Annotated in this window: 11 protein-coding genes; all 11 read right to left on the bottom strand. The window is 45.0% G+C overall.

Going from position 1 to position 17,069, the window contains the following annotated elements; translation table 11 throughout:
• Position 1 precedes the first annotated feature (1 nt).
• On the bottom strand, positions 2-928 hold the full coding sequence (locus tag ACYVFA_RS06355; RefSeq protein WP_460470971.1) for an ABC transporter permease: 927 nt from the start codon (positions 926-928) through the stop codon (positions 2-4).
• A gap of 10 nt (positions 929-938) precedes the next feature.
• Positions 939-1,970 carry an ABC transporter permease gene (locus ACYVFA_RS06350; protein WP_460470970.1) on the bottom strand — a complete coding sequence of 344 codons (1,032 nt, stop codon included), beginning with the start codon at positions 1,968-1,970 and terminating at the stop codon, positions 939-941.
• On the bottom strand, positions 1,948-3,492 hold the full coding sequence (locus ACYVFA_RS06345) for an ABC transporter ATP-binding protein (protein ID WP_460470969.1): 1,545 nt from the start codon (positions 3,490-3,492) through the stop codon (positions 1,948-1,950). Before ACYVFA_RS06345 ends, ACYVFA_RS06350 begins: the two co-directional genes overlap by 23 nt.
• Before the next feature lie 6 nt (positions 3,493-3,498).
• A complete protein-coding gene (locus tag ACYVFA_RS06340) occupies positions 3,499-4,917 on the bottom strand; it encodes an amidohydrolase family protein (RefSeq protein WP_460470968.1) in 1,419 nt (472 codons plus the stop codon).
• Positions 4,914-6,641, bottom strand: a complete 1,728-nt coding sequence (locus tag ACYVFA_RS06335; RefSeq protein WP_460470967.1) for a carbamoyltransferase family protein — start codon at positions 6,639-6,641, stop codon at positions 4,914-4,916. Before ACYVFA_RS06335 ends, ACYVFA_RS06340 begins: the two co-directional genes overlap by 4 nt.
• Positions 6,642-7,071: 430 nt before the next feature.
• Positions 7,072-8,634, bottom strand: a complete 1,563-nt coding sequence (locus tag ACYVFA_RS06330) for a dynamin family protein (protein WP_460470966.1) — start codon at positions 8,632-8,634, stop codon at positions 7,072-7,074.
• Positions 8,635-8,641: 7 nt separating this feature from the next.
• Entirely contained in the window at positions 8,642-9,550 is a 909-nt protein-coding gene (locus ACYVFA_RS06325) for a hypothetical protein (RefSeq protein WP_460470965.1), read from the bottom strand.
• A 3-nt stretch (positions 9,551-9,553) separates the two neighbouring features.
• Complete coding sequence (locus tag ACYVFA_RS06320; RefSeq protein WP_460470964.1) at positions 9,554-10,279, bottom strand: hypothetical protein; 726 nt, start codon at positions 10,277-10,279, stop codon at positions 9,554-9,556.
• A gap of 17 nt (positions 10,280-10,296) precedes the next feature.
• Positions 10,297-12,987: an Hsp70 family protein gene (locus ACYVFA_RS06315; protein ID WP_460470963.1), complete on the bottom strand. Its 2,691-nt coding sequence runs from the start codon at positions 12,985-12,987 to the stop codon at positions 10,297-10,299.
• Entirely contained in the window at positions 12,984-14,924 is a 1,941-nt protein-coding gene (locus ACYVFA_RS06310) for a P-loop NTPase family protein (RefSeq protein WP_460470962.1), read from the bottom strand. Before ACYVFA_RS06310 ends, ACYVFA_RS06315 begins: the two co-directional genes overlap by 4 nt.
• A gap of 48 nt (positions 14,925-14,972) precedes the next feature.
• Positions 14,973-16,796, bottom strand: coding sequence for a lysozyme family protein (locus tag ACYVFA_RS06305; protein WP_460470961.1), 1,824 nt, complete (start codon positions 16,794-16,796; stop codon positions 14,973-14,975).
• Between the last annotated feature and the right edge of the window lie 273 nt (positions 16,797-17,069).

Here is a 17,069-nt window from a genome sequence, read left to right as displayed (position 1 = left end):
CTCAGCGGTTTGCAGGTGCCCGGAAAGATTTTCCCAAATATTGCGGCATCTGACCTTGACTGTTCTTCAGCCTATAGGTTGCCAAGGAAAGGGCCAAGATGATGACGATGTATTGGCACATTTCCAGTATAAAAGGCGAAACATCTACACCTGCCGCCTGTAAGTAGAGTTGCAGAGAGATCACCGCGCCATATATAAGCACCGCCGGAAAGGCTCGCCACGGTGACCAAAAGGAAAATATGACCAGACCAACACCGATCAGCCCTCTTCCTTGTGTCATATTCTCTATCCATCCCTGCGTGTAGACCAAGGCAATATAGGCGCCGCCTAAACTACCAATCGCAGCGCCGACCACCGTGCAGCAGGCACGCAGCCGACTGACCGGTACACCGCTTTTGAGGGCGGCCTCCGGATCATCGCCGCTGGCGATCACTTCCAGTCCCCAGCGTGTCTTACTGAAAAACAGCCCGATAAGCGGGATCAGCAGGAGAGCGCCATAGACGAAGATGTTTTGACCAAACAGCACTGGGCCGATAAAAGGAAGTTTGACAAGATAAGGAATCTGCATGGTATTTACAGAAACAATTTTTTTCCCAACAAAGTCGATCCCGAAATAAGCAGAAAGACCGGTACCCAGGATCGTTACGGCCAAGCCAAGAGCGATCTGGTTAACTTGATATCGTACTGCGCCCAAAGCATGTATGGTGCCCATGATGGCGCCAGCGAGCATTGCGCAGATAATGGCCAATAGCGTCGACCCGGTATAAAAGGAAACTATCACGCTGACTAAAGCAGCGCAAAGCATCGTGCCCTCGATCCCAAGGTTGATTACACCGGAACGTTCTGTAATAATTTCCCCCAACACGACAAAGAGTACAGGGGTAGCAGCGCTGACGGCACCTGCGAAAATACTTATCAGTATATCCATTTTAATGAATTTAGCGGTTAGTTTTCGAAAAGCGGACGACAAGAAAAGTAATAAACAAGACTCCCTGCAATATTTTGCTAAAGGCAAAAGGCAATTGCTGCATGATTTGCACATTGTCGCTGCCGGTGATCAGGCCAGCTAAGATAACGGCGATCGGGATAATCAGTAGCGGTTTATGGTCGGCCAACCAGGAAACCAAGAAACCGGTATAGCCGTAGTCTAGCGAGATCGGATAGCGCAGGCGGCCTTCAATGGCTGAAAGTTGGATGAAGCCTGCCAGGCCTGCGATGGCTCCTGAAATCAGCATAAGTACCAAGATATACCTTGACCGGCGCAAATGATAGGCAGCGGCCAGCTCGGGGTTCAGGCCAATAACCTTGCTCATAAGCCCCCATTTAGTATGATGATAAAAAAACCACAGCAGCACCGCTACAAAGGGCGCTACCAGTACCCCGGCATGCAGGCGGCTGTTGCCGAAACGGAAAAGTTCGGCATGGGGAGGTAAAGCTTTGGATTGTGGCCAGTTGAATGTACTGGCGTCTTTTAGACCATTGTTGATAAAATATTGTACTAATAAAACGGCGATAAAATTTAATAGCAGTGTCGTAAGGGTTTCATTGACTCCGATCCAGCCTTTCAGATAACCGGGAATTCCGGAAAGCGCGGCTCCGGACAGAATCGCTGCAAGGGTAGTTAATGGCAAGAGCACCCAGGCAGAATAATTATGGAATCCCAACATCTGTAGCATGAGTGTCGCTCCAAGTGCCCCAAGGTGCAGCTGGCCTTCGGCACCGATTGATAGCAAGCCAATCCTTTGTGCAGCAGAGACGCTGAGCGCGCAAAGCATGATTGGGCACGCGACTATCAGCGTTTCGTTCCAGCTGAATGCTGAGCCAAAGGCACCTGAAAGGATTCCGCCAAATACCTCCAGCGGGTTTTCAGATACTGCCAGCAAGAAAAGTGTCGACAACATCAGGCTAAGCAACAATGCGGAGGCAATCTGTAGTGGGAGTGCGTTTTTAGAAACGATCAGTGTTTTCATTGTCCTGTTCTTTTAAACCCGTCATCAGCAATGCCATACTGTTCAGGCTGTAATTATTTTTGGTTAGTATACCTGCAATCGACCCTCGGTAAAAGACCGCTATCCGGTCGCATACCTCAAAAAGTTGGGAAATATTGTTGGATTGGAATAAGATTGTCCGACCGTTGTTACGGTGGGTGGCGAAAGCGGCGAGCAGTTTACCGGAAAATCCCAAATCTAATCCTGCCAAAGGATTAGCAGCCAACAGCAGCCGATAATTGGTTTCGGTTTCTCTGGCAATAATCATTTTTTGCAGATTGCCGCCCGATAAGCGTCCAGCTTTTGCTGTGCTAAAAGGCGGCTGTATATCAAAGCGTCCAATCATATTTGCCGAGGCGTCCTCGACCGAAGCATGGTCAAGCCTCAAGCCTTTGTCAAATGCACCATCGCCAATCGATTTGAAAAGTAGATTCTCGCTGATGGTAAGTTCTGGTATACAGCCCTCTCGCAACGCTTCCATTGGGATGTAACCGACCCGAAGTCTTTCCCGAATCATTCCAGAGGGGAGTGAGATTCCATCGACTGCAATCTGGCCGCCCATCGCTTTTACGTTTCCGTTCAGCAGTTTGAGGAGGGTTTCCTGTCCGTTATGGTTGACACCTGCGATACCTAGGATTTCGCCTGGCATAATATCCAAATCAATTCCTCTGAGAGCGATATCACCAGATCGTTTTTGTGGGGTAGTGGCTACGGCTCGAAGCGAAATCAGCGGAACGTCCGAGTGGGATTGCACTGTTGCTTCTGGAATAATGGCGGGCTGATCATTGCCCAACATCAGACCAGCCAGCTCGCGTTCATCCGCGCCTTTTGCCGTTACGGTAGCCACTAACTTTCCTTTTTTCAATATCGTGACCCGATCGGCATATTTGATTATCTCAGCGATATTATGGCTGATGAGAATGACTGTTTTCTGTTTAACACGTACGATCTCAGCGATCAGGTTCAGAATTCTTTCTCCCTCAACAAAAGATATTTGTGATAACGGTTCGTCCATAATGAGGATATCACTCTTACCCCAGAGCAACTTGACGATCTCGACGATTTGCCTGTCCGCGGTATTCAGATCGCCGGCCAATTGGTCCAGGTCCAACTTAAGCCCAATATCTCCGAGCAGAGCAGCTAGTCCTTTTTTTATTCTTTTCTCAGAAAAGAACAGTGGAAACCTCCGGTCACCGATCAGCATGTTCTGCCAGATCTTCAATTTAGGAATCAGGGAAAATTGCTGATGTACCATGCCGATTCCAAATCGTTTAGCCTCAGCGGGCGAGCGGAAATGAACAACCCTGCCATCCAGTCTGATACAGCCAGCATCTGGTGCCTCGTAGCCGGCCAACATTTTTACAAGTGTCGATTTACCAGCCCCGTTCTCGCCTAAAAATGCATGGAACTCCCCTCGGGAAACCGAGCATGTTATATCGTCATTAGCACTCAGGATTCCGTATTTTTTGCTCAGGTGCTCGAATTCAATCTTATGGACTGTCATGGTTATTCAATTTTTGATCACGTGTTCGATGCTTTCCCGCTGATGGCGGATAAGCTGCCTTTCATCGGCGGTCACAAGCTGCCCTTTCTCCACAATTACCTTCCCGTTGATGATTGTATACCAGGCGCGCAGTGGCGTACAGGAAAAAACTGCTCCGACCCGGTTTACGGCGCCTGCATGGCTTAGTACATCGTCATCGAAGATAACTAGATCGGCGAGTTTGCCGGGTTCGAGGCTCCCAATTTCGGCCGCCCGGCCAAGCGCACGTGCGCCGTGCATGGTCGCAACCTCCAGTAAGCGGCCAATCTCCAAATAAGAGAGGTCGTTCGTATCATCCGCGAATGAGTCCCTAAGGTCAGGATGGTTGATAAGGTAAGATGCCAATACGCCTTCCCGGGCACCTTGCAGGGTGCGCAACATACGCAGTTCTGAGAGGATATTAGAAGTGTCATTCCCAGCCGCTCCATCGACCCCTACACTTACGGGTATTCCGGCGTCCAGGTATTCAGTTACGCGGGATATCCCAGCTCCTCTCGAATTGGCTGATGGGCAGGAGGATATGGATGTTCCCGTTTTTTTCAGGATCGCGATGTCGTCCGGACGGAGAAAGTTGCAGTGCGCCAGCCAGACATCTTCGCCCAGACAGCCGATGCTGTCCAGATAAGCGATCGGACTAAGTCCATATTTTTTTAACGTATAGTCATATTCAGTAATTTCCTCGGCCGCATGAGTATGGAAGCGCAAGCCGTTCTTCCGACAGAGTGCAATAATCTGTTGCATTTCTTGCTGGCTGGAGGAAACCGGGAATACTGGGAAACAAGGCCCGGCTGCGATCTGGCACATTGAGCCGAATGAGGGGTCGTGATAAGTATCGCAAAGGCGTTGGATCTCTTCCAGTATTTCGCCCAGCGGCTGACACACGTCTGGCGGGAATACATTACCCGCGGCTTGTTCCAAAGACATACTCCCTCTAACGGGGTGGAAACGCATCCCAATAGTGGTGGCCGCTCTGATTTCTTCGTCAAAAAATCGATTTTGACCGTCCGGTATCAGATAACAGTGATCGGATGTAGTCGTACAGCCTGAAAGAGCCAACTCGGCCATTGAGCACAGCGAACTATTGTACCAGTCGGCTGGGCGAAAGTTCACGGCGTATTTGCACAATACACTGACCCACTGGTCTAGAGGGGCTGACTGCATTTCGGGTACGAAGCGAAATGCGGTCTGAAAAAAGTGATGGTGCGTATTGATAAAGCCGGGAAAGACCAGTTTACCCCGAGCGTCGATGACCAGGTCGGCTTCAGTGGTCGCTGTCGGACACTCCAGGATTAGATTGTCCTCTATGAGCACCGAGCCGTGCGGCAGAATATCCCCGGCGTGGTTGCCAGTCACCAGGAAATCAGCATTTTTGATTAATATGGTCATCTTCTTTCAGCTATAAAGTTACCAATGGCTAAATAATTGATCTTTGATCGGGAAAAGGTCGCTATAGCGTCAGTCGGCGAGCAGACGATAGGTTCCTGTATATTAAAGGAGGTATTGATCAGTACGGGCACATTCGTCAGTTTCCTGAACTCCTGTAACAGTTTCCAAAATTCTGGTGATGTCCCTTTTTCGACCAGTTGTATCCGAGCTGTATTGTTCACATGTACAACCGCTGGGATACGGTCCCGCTTACCAGGCAGGATTGTCATGGCGGCCAACATGTAGCGGGTGGCATCGGGTATACTGTCGTTCATATCGAACCATTCGTGGGCGTGTTCGGCTAGGATACTCGGGCAAAGAGGGCGGAACTGCTCCCTGTACTTCACCTGCCGATTGATCAACTCATGCAGATCTCTCTCTCTCGGGTCACCCAGGATACTGCGTCGACCCAAGGCCCGAGGTCCTGATTCCATATCTCCCTGGAACCAGGCGACCAGCCCTCCTTCTACTATCAGTTCGGCAGTTACCCGCTCAATATCTTTAACACGTTTGTATTTTAGGTTGGAGCGGCCAAGTTCCTGTGAAATGGCATCATCAGTAAACTGTGGCCCGAAATAGACTGGGGATTGGAAAATAATTTTGGGTGTCCGCAGCACATAGTTCAGCAGAAAACAGGCCGCCCCTATAGCTGTTCCGGCGTCGTGTGCCTGTGGCTGCACAAAAATATCCTGGAATAGATTCTCATAAATGATTTTGGAATTGGCCACGCAGTTCAAGGCTACTCCGCCTGTAAGACAGAGGTTTTTCTGTCCGGTCAGCTTTCGAATATTTCTACAGAGTTTCAGCAGGATCTCCTCGGTGAGTTCTTGGAGAGAAGCAGCGATATCCGCGTAATGTTGGTTTTTAGGCCCGACTATACTAATCGCTTGTATCCTTTTTTTGGTATTGAATAGTTTTTCCAGCTCACTGTAATTTTCATTACGGAACTGAATAATCCGGTCGTCGATCTCGAAACTGCCATCGTCGGCCACGTTCACCAGTTTTCGAAAATATTTCCGGTATACAATGGCAGATCCATAAGCGGACAGTCCCATTACTTTGGCCGCATCGTATTCAGAAAAACCTAGGAATGTGGATATCTTTTCCCAAAGAAAACCCAAGGAGTTAGGATAATCGAAGCGTTTCAAATGCTTAAGCTTCGTTTTATCTGCCTTATAAATCGTCGTGGATTCGAATTCCGCGATTCCGTCCACTACTAGCACGGCCGCGGTCTCGAAACCCGACAGAAAAAAAGCCCCGGCTGCATGGCAATCATGATGGCTCAGATAGTGAAAGTTCCCACGGAAGCCCCCTGTGCGGAGATTTTGTTCGGCCATCAGGTTGTGTTCATAAAATGTACGCTCTCCTTTCGCTGAGCCGAAACTACCGGCTGTGACTGGATAAGGATGCCGATGCGCGGTATTTTCACGGAGGCGCTTTTCGGGATCCAGTGAATAGGCAATATGATCGACGCGATCCAAGGTAATCCCGGCTTTGAGTAGGCAGTAGGCGATGCCTTGCTTTGGCAGTTGGTCAGAGTTGTCTACCACAGATTCCTTGGCGTGTTTGACCCTGTTTAGGCGCTCTTCCTCAATGAAGGCGATCATTTCTCCATTTTTAAATAAACTGACCGAGCTTTCGTGATAGGCAGAATTGAGGCCTAACACATATAAATCTTTATTCATTTTTTTACATTTTTTGCAAGCGCCTGCCCAAGTGGGCATGAGGGTCATGACGCTCCATGATTAAAAATTGAGGATAGTTAGGAAGCGTTAGTAAATTTCACAGAATACTTCCGTTGCAATAAGCGTATCTTCGGCGTAAACTGTTATGAAAAAAGTGCTTACCTGCAGATGTCCTCAGCGAGTAAAAGCGTTTCCTGATTATGTTTTTTTTCAAGATTATCGCTTGAAGTAGATTATACAAAAAGTTTAAGGTCTTCATAAGAAGTCTCTTTGTTTTTGACCCGGTCAAACAGCGGTGAGCAGTAATAGAGGAAAAGGTGCAGGGAATTGCGCTTGAGGTCGGTTTTCCCAAGGCATGATTTTCATGCATAAGAATGAGCTTTGAGTTTTTTAAAATTATCATTTGGATGTAGGAAATGAGTGTAATATGCTAATCTCCTGTTAATCTACTGAGCAGATCGATTATGCTGTCGTAAGAACTGATTGCAGTCCGTATCGCATTGGTTTGCTGTCTTAATAATCCCGCGCGGTGTTGCTTTTTCCGCCAAACCATGGCCTGGCTTTTGGCTACAGCTAACATGTCTGAGATATAAGCAGGCGTGTCGAGACCCAGACGCTGCTCGCAACCGGGGCCATGCTCGCCGAATAAACGTAATAAGCTTTCCAGTTCATCGCCGGAAAATCCCAGTAAGCCGTTGTAATGATCTTGGAGAACTTTTAATTCTTTGAAAACCTGAAAATTGTTTTCCATCTCCCATATACGATCCGTGATCCCCCGGTATAATTTCGCTATGACTGGCTGATGATCGGGAGTGACTGCAAAAAGCGTATGTAGCCTGGTAAAGATATATTTGCTTTTGATAAGTAGGTTACGGCTGCCGAAATGCGCGATCAGGACGTCTCGAAGGTCGCTCATCCCGCAGGTTTCGTATAATAAGTCATAGATGGCTGGTTGCGTATGGCCTCTTCTGAAAAGGCTAGTGATCGTGTCAATTCCATGGGCAGTCAGTTTCAGCGCCAGAGCGTTTCGGTCAGCTTCGCCGGCCATTATGACATGAACTTCCGCCGAAGGTCGTTCGATAAATTTATTGATGTTGTCCAAATCTTCCCAAAGCTCATTACGGTCAATGGTAGCTAGTGCCTCCAGCCAATCCCATTCCTGTATACTAAGATCAAGAACTCCTTCCATAGGTTTAGCCACCACTGGCAGAATGCTATACAGAAGGCTACTAACAGACCGATCCTTCATTTTGCTTCTCACTCTTTTACGCGCTGAGGTCATGATCGCACCGAGGTCATCGCCAGTTTCGGTCAGGTCCACCTGGGTAAGTACGCCAACGGCATTAATTGGCGATGAAATGTTACGGTGATCGCCTTGAAATCTCTGGAGAAACTGCTGATCAGTAATGCTGGCTGGTTTGTTGAATGCATAGATCACAGCATCTGCGATAGAAGCCTCATATATGGTCGCCTGTTCATGATTGAGTTTGCTGCTCCTATCCATACCCAGTATACCGAAAGTATTATCGGAATCGGTCTTGTAGATCGAATTGAGTCCAGGCGTATCGATCAGTTCCAGGCTTTTGAGTTCATCGACAGGTAGATGCACTTCAATATATTTCACCTGTTTAATTCTTTGGTTTTCTGCAGTTCGTTGGCGGATCGTCCAGTGTTCCAACTGCTCCATAGGGAAAGATTCGCTGCTCCGATCGTTGAAAACCACATTGAACATAGGTTCAGGACCGTATTTAAACCAACATACATTATAAGTGGTTTCCAAGTTGCCAGTGGAGACGAGGCTACTTTTTAGTAGGGCGTTCATCAAAGTAGATTTACCCGTCTTAATCACACCGACCACGGCTACTCGCAATGGCTCATCCAGGCGGTTTTGCAAGATGGAGATCTCATGTATCAAGCCAGGATCCTGCGCACTGGAGGCAAGTATATTTTTAAGGTCTTGCAGGAATGTCGTTAATGCTGCTTTAAGTGCCATGCGTTGATCAGTTAGGTGTATTTTTTTCGGCCTGCATGTCTTTAAGCAGATCGCTCAGCAAGCCTGCTTTGAGTAATTCCAGCATGAGGAAAGAGTCTTTGTGAGCAGCTTCGGTCAACTCCTCTAGCCTTACCGCACGTTTATCCCACTCGTTCAGCAGTTGGCTGTTTTTTTCCAATTCGGCAAATGAACGGTCTGAGAAAAATATTGCACGCTGTGCGAGGATTTCAGCAACGTTCGCAAGCTTCTGCCCATACCCTATAAAGCTTTCCAGTTGAGCGCTGTTTTTTTCTGATATATTGCTAATCTGGGTGGCTATGTTTTCCGTTTGCTTGATAAGCCTGTCAAAATATTGAGCCACTTCTTTCCCTACTTGGCTGTATCGTTCTGCCGTATCGTTTGCAGCGGTATTGAGCTGCTTCTGTAGGTCTTCGAGGACAGTAATTATCAGACTTGTCTTATCCAGCAACTTTTGCTGGCTTGCTAAGTTCTTTTCCCTAAGGATTATAAACTGCTCAAGTTCCGCTTTCGATGTTTCCGCAATCAATGTATTGGTCTGGATCAGTAAGGACAACAACTCATCTTTAACCTCTTGCATTGATCTTTGTATATCCGTATCTGCTATTGCTCTTGCTTCATTATCAAGACAGAGTTTTTCATGTATCATATTCTGGTTCTTCAGGACTGTAAAGAACTGTTGTTTCAGGATGTCGGTCAGTGCTTTAATATCTGTCTGGTTTCCAGCTGATAAATTTTTGACCAGGTCCGACATTTCCTCATTGGTTTTTCTGATTTTGTAATAAAAGAAATCCTGCATGGCCATCATTCTATTGCGAAAGCTTATATAGAGTACCATAGTCAGCACGATGTTCGCGCCTATACCATAAAGAATGATCTGTAATTGGTTGCTGGTCATGGCTCAGATGTTAAGTTGTTCCATTACGTAATCGCAGGAGGCTGCAGTTACCGCTATTTGCAAAATATCGTTTTTTTTGCCTTCATAATCAGGATTACGTAGTTTATCTGCTAAGTCTTTATAATCTGCATCAGCTTTGTTGTAGATATTGTTTTTGGTTTTAAATTCCTCCTCGAAAGTTGTTTTGATAAACTGGTATTGCTCGGCAGTGCGAGCCTTAATTTCCAGACATAGTTTTTCAACTGCTTTTTCTTGTACGCTATCCTGGAATTTTTTCAGTTCTTTATCTTTTTTTGAACCCGGATCTAATTCGATAATTGGTAAAAACTCAGGGTCGTCAGCAGTATATCTACTGCTAATATATTTTTTGATCTGGCCCTTTAAACTAGAAACCTTTTCTTGGAATGCCTTATGAAATATTTCTTTTTTAGCGGCACTAGTTTGGTTTAGCAACTTTAAAAAGTGTTGTTCGAACATTGAGATGCAACTTTTTTCCAAATTGTCCCAATGTGCTCCGGTTCGGTTCATGTGATCAGTAGCCTGTCGCGCATATAATTCAACCAAATATTCCTTATTGGAGTCATATCTCTTGGTTCCCGAATATATCGTGTGAGTTTTTTCGTTCTCCTTTTCTGTTCCGGTAAGCCAGTTTTTGACTGAATTATAGGCATCAGCTATCGCGTCGCCTACTGACGAAAGAAAATCGCCCACTTTGCTCCAAAATCCCATAATAATAATAATTTAATTTAAACATTTTTTTTAATGTATCTAATCAGTTTGTCAACCTCATCTTCTAACCCTGTCTTAAAAACCGCCAGGTCCTTTTCAAGGAGATTCTGCTCCCTTTTTGTTTTACGTTTTGTTTCTTGCAGAGCGCGCTGTTCAATTAATACTTCTTCCAATCCTGCATTCAGATCAATTATTTTTTTCTGATGGATATCACGCATCAAACCAAACTCTGGCACCAGCTGGCTTTTAAGACTTTTGTATTTCTCGGCGATGTCTTGATACATGAGGTCTTTCGATTTTTTGATTTCATCTTCTATCAATTGGTTAAATGCTTTCAAGTTTGAAGAATCTTTTACTTGAGCCATGATCGCTGGATCATCTAATAATTTCAAATCCAAAGAACCTGTAAGACTTTCTAAAATGGGTAGCACCGTTTTATAATAAGCTCTGATCGGTGGCCTTTTGCTTGACTTTTCATGGTATAATGCTAATAAAATGTCCAGATAGGCCGAAACCGGTAAGAGATGTCGTTCTGCCAAGAAGGCGTCATTGAAGCACTCGGGTTTGGACAAAATATTTTTCCAGCCTTGGCTAATATCATTCCAGTCTTTATCTGGATCATTAAAGTTGTCGTACCTAGTAGCCAAAATGTAAATCTTGGAAGGGTTATAACGGGTATTTGCAAAAGCGTTATAAATTGTCTCTAGTTCTGGGCCAGTCAACCGTTGAGCCGGCACACATACGACTACAATATTTGCCCGGTTCATGTAGCGTTTGGTTATTCGGGATCGATAGGCAACTGGGTCGTCTAAGCCTGGGGTATCAACAAATACTACTTCCTTGGGAACATGGAAATCTTTGAGTCCAATCTCGATCTCTTTCACAAAAAAGTGTTCTTTACTTTGAGCTGAAGTCCATTTTTTGATTTCTTCTTTTAACTGCTCATCACTTTTAAGTTCTAGAAAAATTTCAACATGGCCGATATATCTATTTTCAATTTCCTTTGCTCCGGCTTTGGCAAAGCTTTCCCTGAAGGGATTATATTTTAGGTTTTCTATGTCTTTCCAAAATTCCTTCCAATCCGATTTACTATAAAATGAGATCCGAACATAGTTTTCACCACCAGATGCTCTGAATTTGGTCAGGGTAGCAGTCTCCGGTGCAGCATTAACGGAGGCTAAATCTTGCTTTAATAAAGCATTTAACAAAGTCGATTTCCCGGCTTTAATTGAACCGATTAACGCAATGTGGAACTCTCCGGAAATGCAACGCTCTAGGAAATCTTTCATCATTTCTTTTCGTCCATCTGTGACAACTTCTTTAAAAGCATCCTTCCTAGAAAGATGTTTTGCCGCTGAGATTGCTTTAACAAACCGGGTTACAGTAGAATTGATCAGTTCAGGCCCATTGTATTTGCTTGACTGGGTGAAGTCGGCAATCAAGCCTTTAAAGTTTTGTTGGTATTCGTCCCGCATATCATCCAGGATATAATTGGGGTAAAAACGCACATGACCACAATGCCCGCAGTAGTTTTTTCTGGGATTCAACTCGCCTGAACAAACCGGACAAGTTTCGATAGTTCCATTGCCATTAGCCGATTGGTCGTGTGATACTGGCTGCGCAGGATCTTGGGCTGGAGTAATTACTGCTAAGGCACCTGAAGCGATCACAAGTTCCTGGCTGTGATAACTTTGCACACGACGTTCAAGAAATACAGAGAGCCGCTGTTGTACCAGAGGGATCAGACTAGAACCGCCGATCAACACAACGCGATCGATCTTATTGGGGTTAAAGTCAGCACTTTTCAGATAAGATTGTAACGTGGTGATGGTTTCTTCGATCTGAGCGCTGATTAATTTTTCAAAATTTCCCCTGTCGAGTTGATAATGGAAAAGCTCCAGGCCGATTGCCAGATCGCCTTCGGCCTGCTGTGATGTCGATAAACGTTGTTTAACTTGTGCGGCCAGTGCGGCGATCTCTAGTTGGATCCTGACGGCTAAGGATTCGTTAGTATCAGTGATTTGGTCTAGCTTATCGCGTCCAATTTTTTTGACGATATCCGCAGAAATCAGCTGGTCTAGTTCGGTTCCTCCAGCTTGAGGAAGTGTAGAAGGTTCGCAAATAAAATCAAAGTTCCCGCTCTTACAACTGACCAAAGCAAGATCAAGTGTTCCACCACCATAATCAAAAATCAAAAAATTGAAGTCCTTGTCCAATTTATTAAGGCGCTGGTCGTAGATTGCAGCTGCTATGGGTTCAGCAATGAGGGTGATCTCAGGTAGTCCTGCGAGCATCGCTGCAGTTTTCAATTGCGTTTTTTGCGGTTCGGTGAAATCCGCAGGAAAAGCGATAGCTGTCTTTTCGATCTGCTGTCCGCCGGATTGTTGTTCCGCAGATACTTTCAACAACTGCATCAGCGATTTATAGATATCCACTGGATAGATATTCCTGCCCCCGAGCCTATAAGGTGTGTTTGTACCAAGATCATTTTTGAAATGACTAATAAAGTACTCGGGAGCTTTAGGTCTATTGTCCAACGCCTCATGGCCAATCAACAACTGGTCATAAAAAACCGAAGCGACTGCAGGCAGTAGGGTCGGTTTACCTCTATGCCCTTCTTGGGCGATGTTGACAGCTACTCTTTTGCCGTTATCTTCTAGTATACAGGCTCTGGCAAAGCTGGTCCCGATGTCGATTCCGATATTCATATGGCTTGTGGTTCTTCTTGTGTGTTGTTAATTGGTGTTTCCTCTGAAATTTTGATCCATTCTAACACTTTGTTGCGCCAGTTACCGATCTCTGCTTTCAATTTCTGAAACTTGTTTTTCTTATCTTTGATCTGTGTATCACTTAGTTTCTTATCTTTCTCAATCTGGTCACTGATTGTATTTAGTTGACTAATCTGTCTTTTGAGTTGTTTATCAAGGTCATCGATCAGAAACTTGGTAATCTCGGCATTCGAATAAGCCATACTGCTGCGTATACTCTGAATACTTTGGTTAATATAGTTAGAATAAGCTGACCGGATAGCGGGAACATCCTCGTATTTTGGCCGCGTTACGTTGTCCCATATCCCTTTCATCGTACCACCGGTAGCGCCCGCCGTTGCCCCATAACCAGCCCCAACCTTACCCATCATAATTGCCCCTGCTGGACCTCCTACGAAAAAACCGACCACGCCGCCAATAATTCCGCCAGCCACCGCTCCTATCGTTCCGCCGCTCAGGGATTTTCCGGCTATTTTGCGGCCACTGTTAATAATCGAATCCGATCCGTTCATTTTAAGATGGTTATAATTCACCTCGTCTTTCTTTACAAACCTGACCTTATCCAGTGTATCCGAATTGAGTTCCAGGTTCAGGCCAAGCTCTTCTGATATTTTCGCATTAGTTACCGTTGTTTTTTCAATGAGGCTGTTCTTGGCTTCATAAATTACCTTAGTAAGTTCTAAATTGATGTAATTGGCAATCTTCTTAGGATCATAAATGACCTCATCCTCCAGTAACAGTTCCGAAAGTTCATAGTTTAGTTCCGCCCCTTTTTCCTGTAGTGTCATTTGCACTTCCAGCCCAGCAATATGCTGTTCGTGCTGCAATTCGCTTTTCCATTTTGCGGCTCCTGAAGACAATTTAGTCTTTTCAGCGGCCATACTTTTCAATTCTGCGCCCAGTTCATTGACAGCTTCGATATCACTATCCAATGCTTTATCCACAATATCCACGTTGACTCTGGATTTATTAACCCCACCAAGGAGCTTTTCGAGATAGGGCTTGAACAAGATGGCACCCTGATTGTCATAGATCATTTTCCATACCGCATCTTCCAGTGCCTTAAAATTGCTGCTATCATAATGGTCAGTTTTGCCGTTCTTATCGAACTTGAGTTTTTCCTTATTGGAAACGCCAACAATAACTACCTCTGAATTGTCTATTCCCAAACGCTGAGCAATCTTAGCACGGTTATCTTCGAGCGTGATTTTAGTTTCGGCACTGGTTTTCAGATCAGTCTTAGTTAGCACAAAAATGATGTTCTTGCACAAACTCCATGCATTATCAATGAACTCCATTTCGGTATTAGATAATGGATTCTGTGTATCGCTGACGAATAGGATCACATCGGCACTTGGCAAAAAGGCCAGCGTTTGCCTGGCATGTTCGAAGTTAAGGCTGCCCAGTCCTGGAGTATCTACAAACAGGAAGCCTTCTTTCAGTTTTTCGTTGGGAATCGTGATATTCAGGCAATTGACCCGTTTGTGATTATTCGGATTACCATCTTCAGTAATATAACTGGCAATCTCTTCACGCTTAATGGTCTTTGATTTATGTTCTACCTTATCGCCTTTACGTTCTTCAAGAACAATCTCAATTAATTCCTTTTCACCGTATTTGACGATTGTTACGACACTGGTGCAGACTTCGGTATCCGTTGGAAAAATTCCTTCTTCTATCAGTAAGGCGGTCAGCAGGCTTGATTTTCCCCGTTTAATTTCCCCAGCCGTCACTACGGTCAGTTCCTTTTCAGCCAACTCGCGGCCGGCTTCAGCAATCTCATCAGCGATATCCGCGTAACCAAGGTGGCGGCTATACAGAACAGAGTCCTGGAACAGCTTGATAATATTTGCTTTTTTTTCTTTAAATGTTTTCATATCTTTTTTATATAATAGGCATCAATAGTTAGTAACTGTTAGTTAAAATCAGAGGAATGACTTTTCCGGATCGTTAGAAAAGCTGTCAGATCCGGCTGAGGATTCTGTGTATAAGTGTCCATTGTCAACATAGCCAATATCTGAGGTAGGAGAAGACCAATCAACAACCGGAGTAGGATCGGCATTGTATATAAAAGTCGTATCATCTGCTGTGTAATCAGAACCCCAGTCAAATGTCAGTACATGATTATCACTAACCGGTGCCGGATCGAAAGCTGAAGCCGTGGTATCTGTAATAGGCTCTGAGCCCCAGTCGAAAGTAGTGTTATGGTTATTGTTTTCTGCTATTTCTACCGTGGAATCAGAACTCCAGTCGAATGTTGGTGCATGATTATCACTGACCGATGTCGGTTCGAAAATTGAAATCGTAGTATCTGCAATATGATCTGAGCCCCAGTCGAAAGTAGTGTTATAGTTATTGTTTTCCGCGATACGGTTATCAGTTGTAGTAGAGTCGACTGGTTCTGCCCAGTTGGTAAAAATAGAATTGGGCCCATAATCAGTATTGGGTATGTCTGTTTGCAAGGTCTCATGGACATGCTCTATACTTGTATCATCGGCACCAAAAAGAGAGACAAAAAATCCGGGTTCGTTCTCTATCACCATTATTGGTTCATTTTGGCTGAGCGCCTCAGTATCTGTAGAAAAAGTTGACGGGGTTTCTTTTAATTGGCCGTCAGTTTCAGTAATAGGTGCGTTATTGTAGAGGGTGCTTTGCGTACCTAAAATCCCTCCTTGGTCGTACACTGGATGACTAAACTCATGATGTATCCTGTTGATGGCGTCTTCAAAAATGTTACCAGAAGTCGGGCCTTCTACAAAATCTACATACTCATAAACCAGCCTGTCTGCCGGATCAATGATTGTTCCATTTTCCGCATGCAAGGTTTTATCATTCTCGTAAACCTCTTTATCCGTAAAGCCTCCATCCAAAGCTTCCAAAGATACCGACTGGGGTTCGGTAAAGCTATGGTCTTCTCCCATGGTAGATAGGTCTGAGTCTGAATCCTGAGGCTTATAATCCTGGTGATCCATCACTGCCGCCACATTAGCTTTAGGCGCAACCGGGGCGGCAACATAGTCATCGTGTATAGACACCAAATCCCAGGAATCGTAACTATTCAAGGGTTCGTTCGCTGTCAAAACAGTTTGAGCCTGATCCAATGCACTTTGACGATCATCATGTAAATCGGGTTCGTGGAGTTCTGGCGGTGTCAGAAATTCCACATTGAAATCTTGGTCACGGTTATATAATTCTTTTCCATCAGCATGCCTAATAGCTTCGATCTGGGCAGAAGCATAGTCACCATTGAAAAAGGCCTCAACGAAACGAGGGTAAGTCGCTATACCACCAGAAACATTATAATTAATATCAAAGATTGCCTGGCGCTGCGCATCACTGAGGTGATCGGGGATAACTATGCCTGGGTGGTCATGCGCGAGCTTATCCAAAGCTGTATACATGCTATTTTCAAATTGAGGGATCATGTGGTTGAAAATATTCACCTGTTCATCGTCAGAAATCGTAATATCATGATGGGCGTCGGCCCACGCCTGTGCCTCGACCCCATATAAACCCGCTGCTGGTGAAAGCGCCAGAGCCGTCGCTTCGTCGACCCCTATTTTAACCATTTCTTTATAAGCATGTTCCGGGCTGGAAAAATGCCTCAGGTCAAGGCCAGGGCCAATGGTTACGCCCGAACCCATCGATGGGTGATGTGGGTGGTTGCTAACACCCTGCTGCACTTCGTGTTGAAACGTGAACAAATAGTCTTGGACTCTTTCTTCCGCCTGATTTCTTGCTGCTGCCATATTAATTTTATTAAATTCTTTGTATCTAAAGTGATTTAGATAGTTATGAAGTGTTAGTAGATCAATCCTAAAATTTGTGGAGAGATAAAATAATTTCGAGATTTACATTTTAAGAAAAGATACATGCAAAAGAGTTACAGTGACGCATAGTTGGGGAATTATTAAAGTTGTTACTAGCTGCTATTATAGTTGAAAATTTTGAGCTTACTTCCTATAGGAATACAGAGAAGGTAATGCATTTATATCTACAGGAAATTAATCAGATACCAAAAG

This window comes from Emticicia fontis, assembly GCF_054779675.1.
The sequence above is the reverse complement of the archived record's forward strand: the minus strand, read 5'-3'. Positions and strand labels throughout refer to the sequence as shown.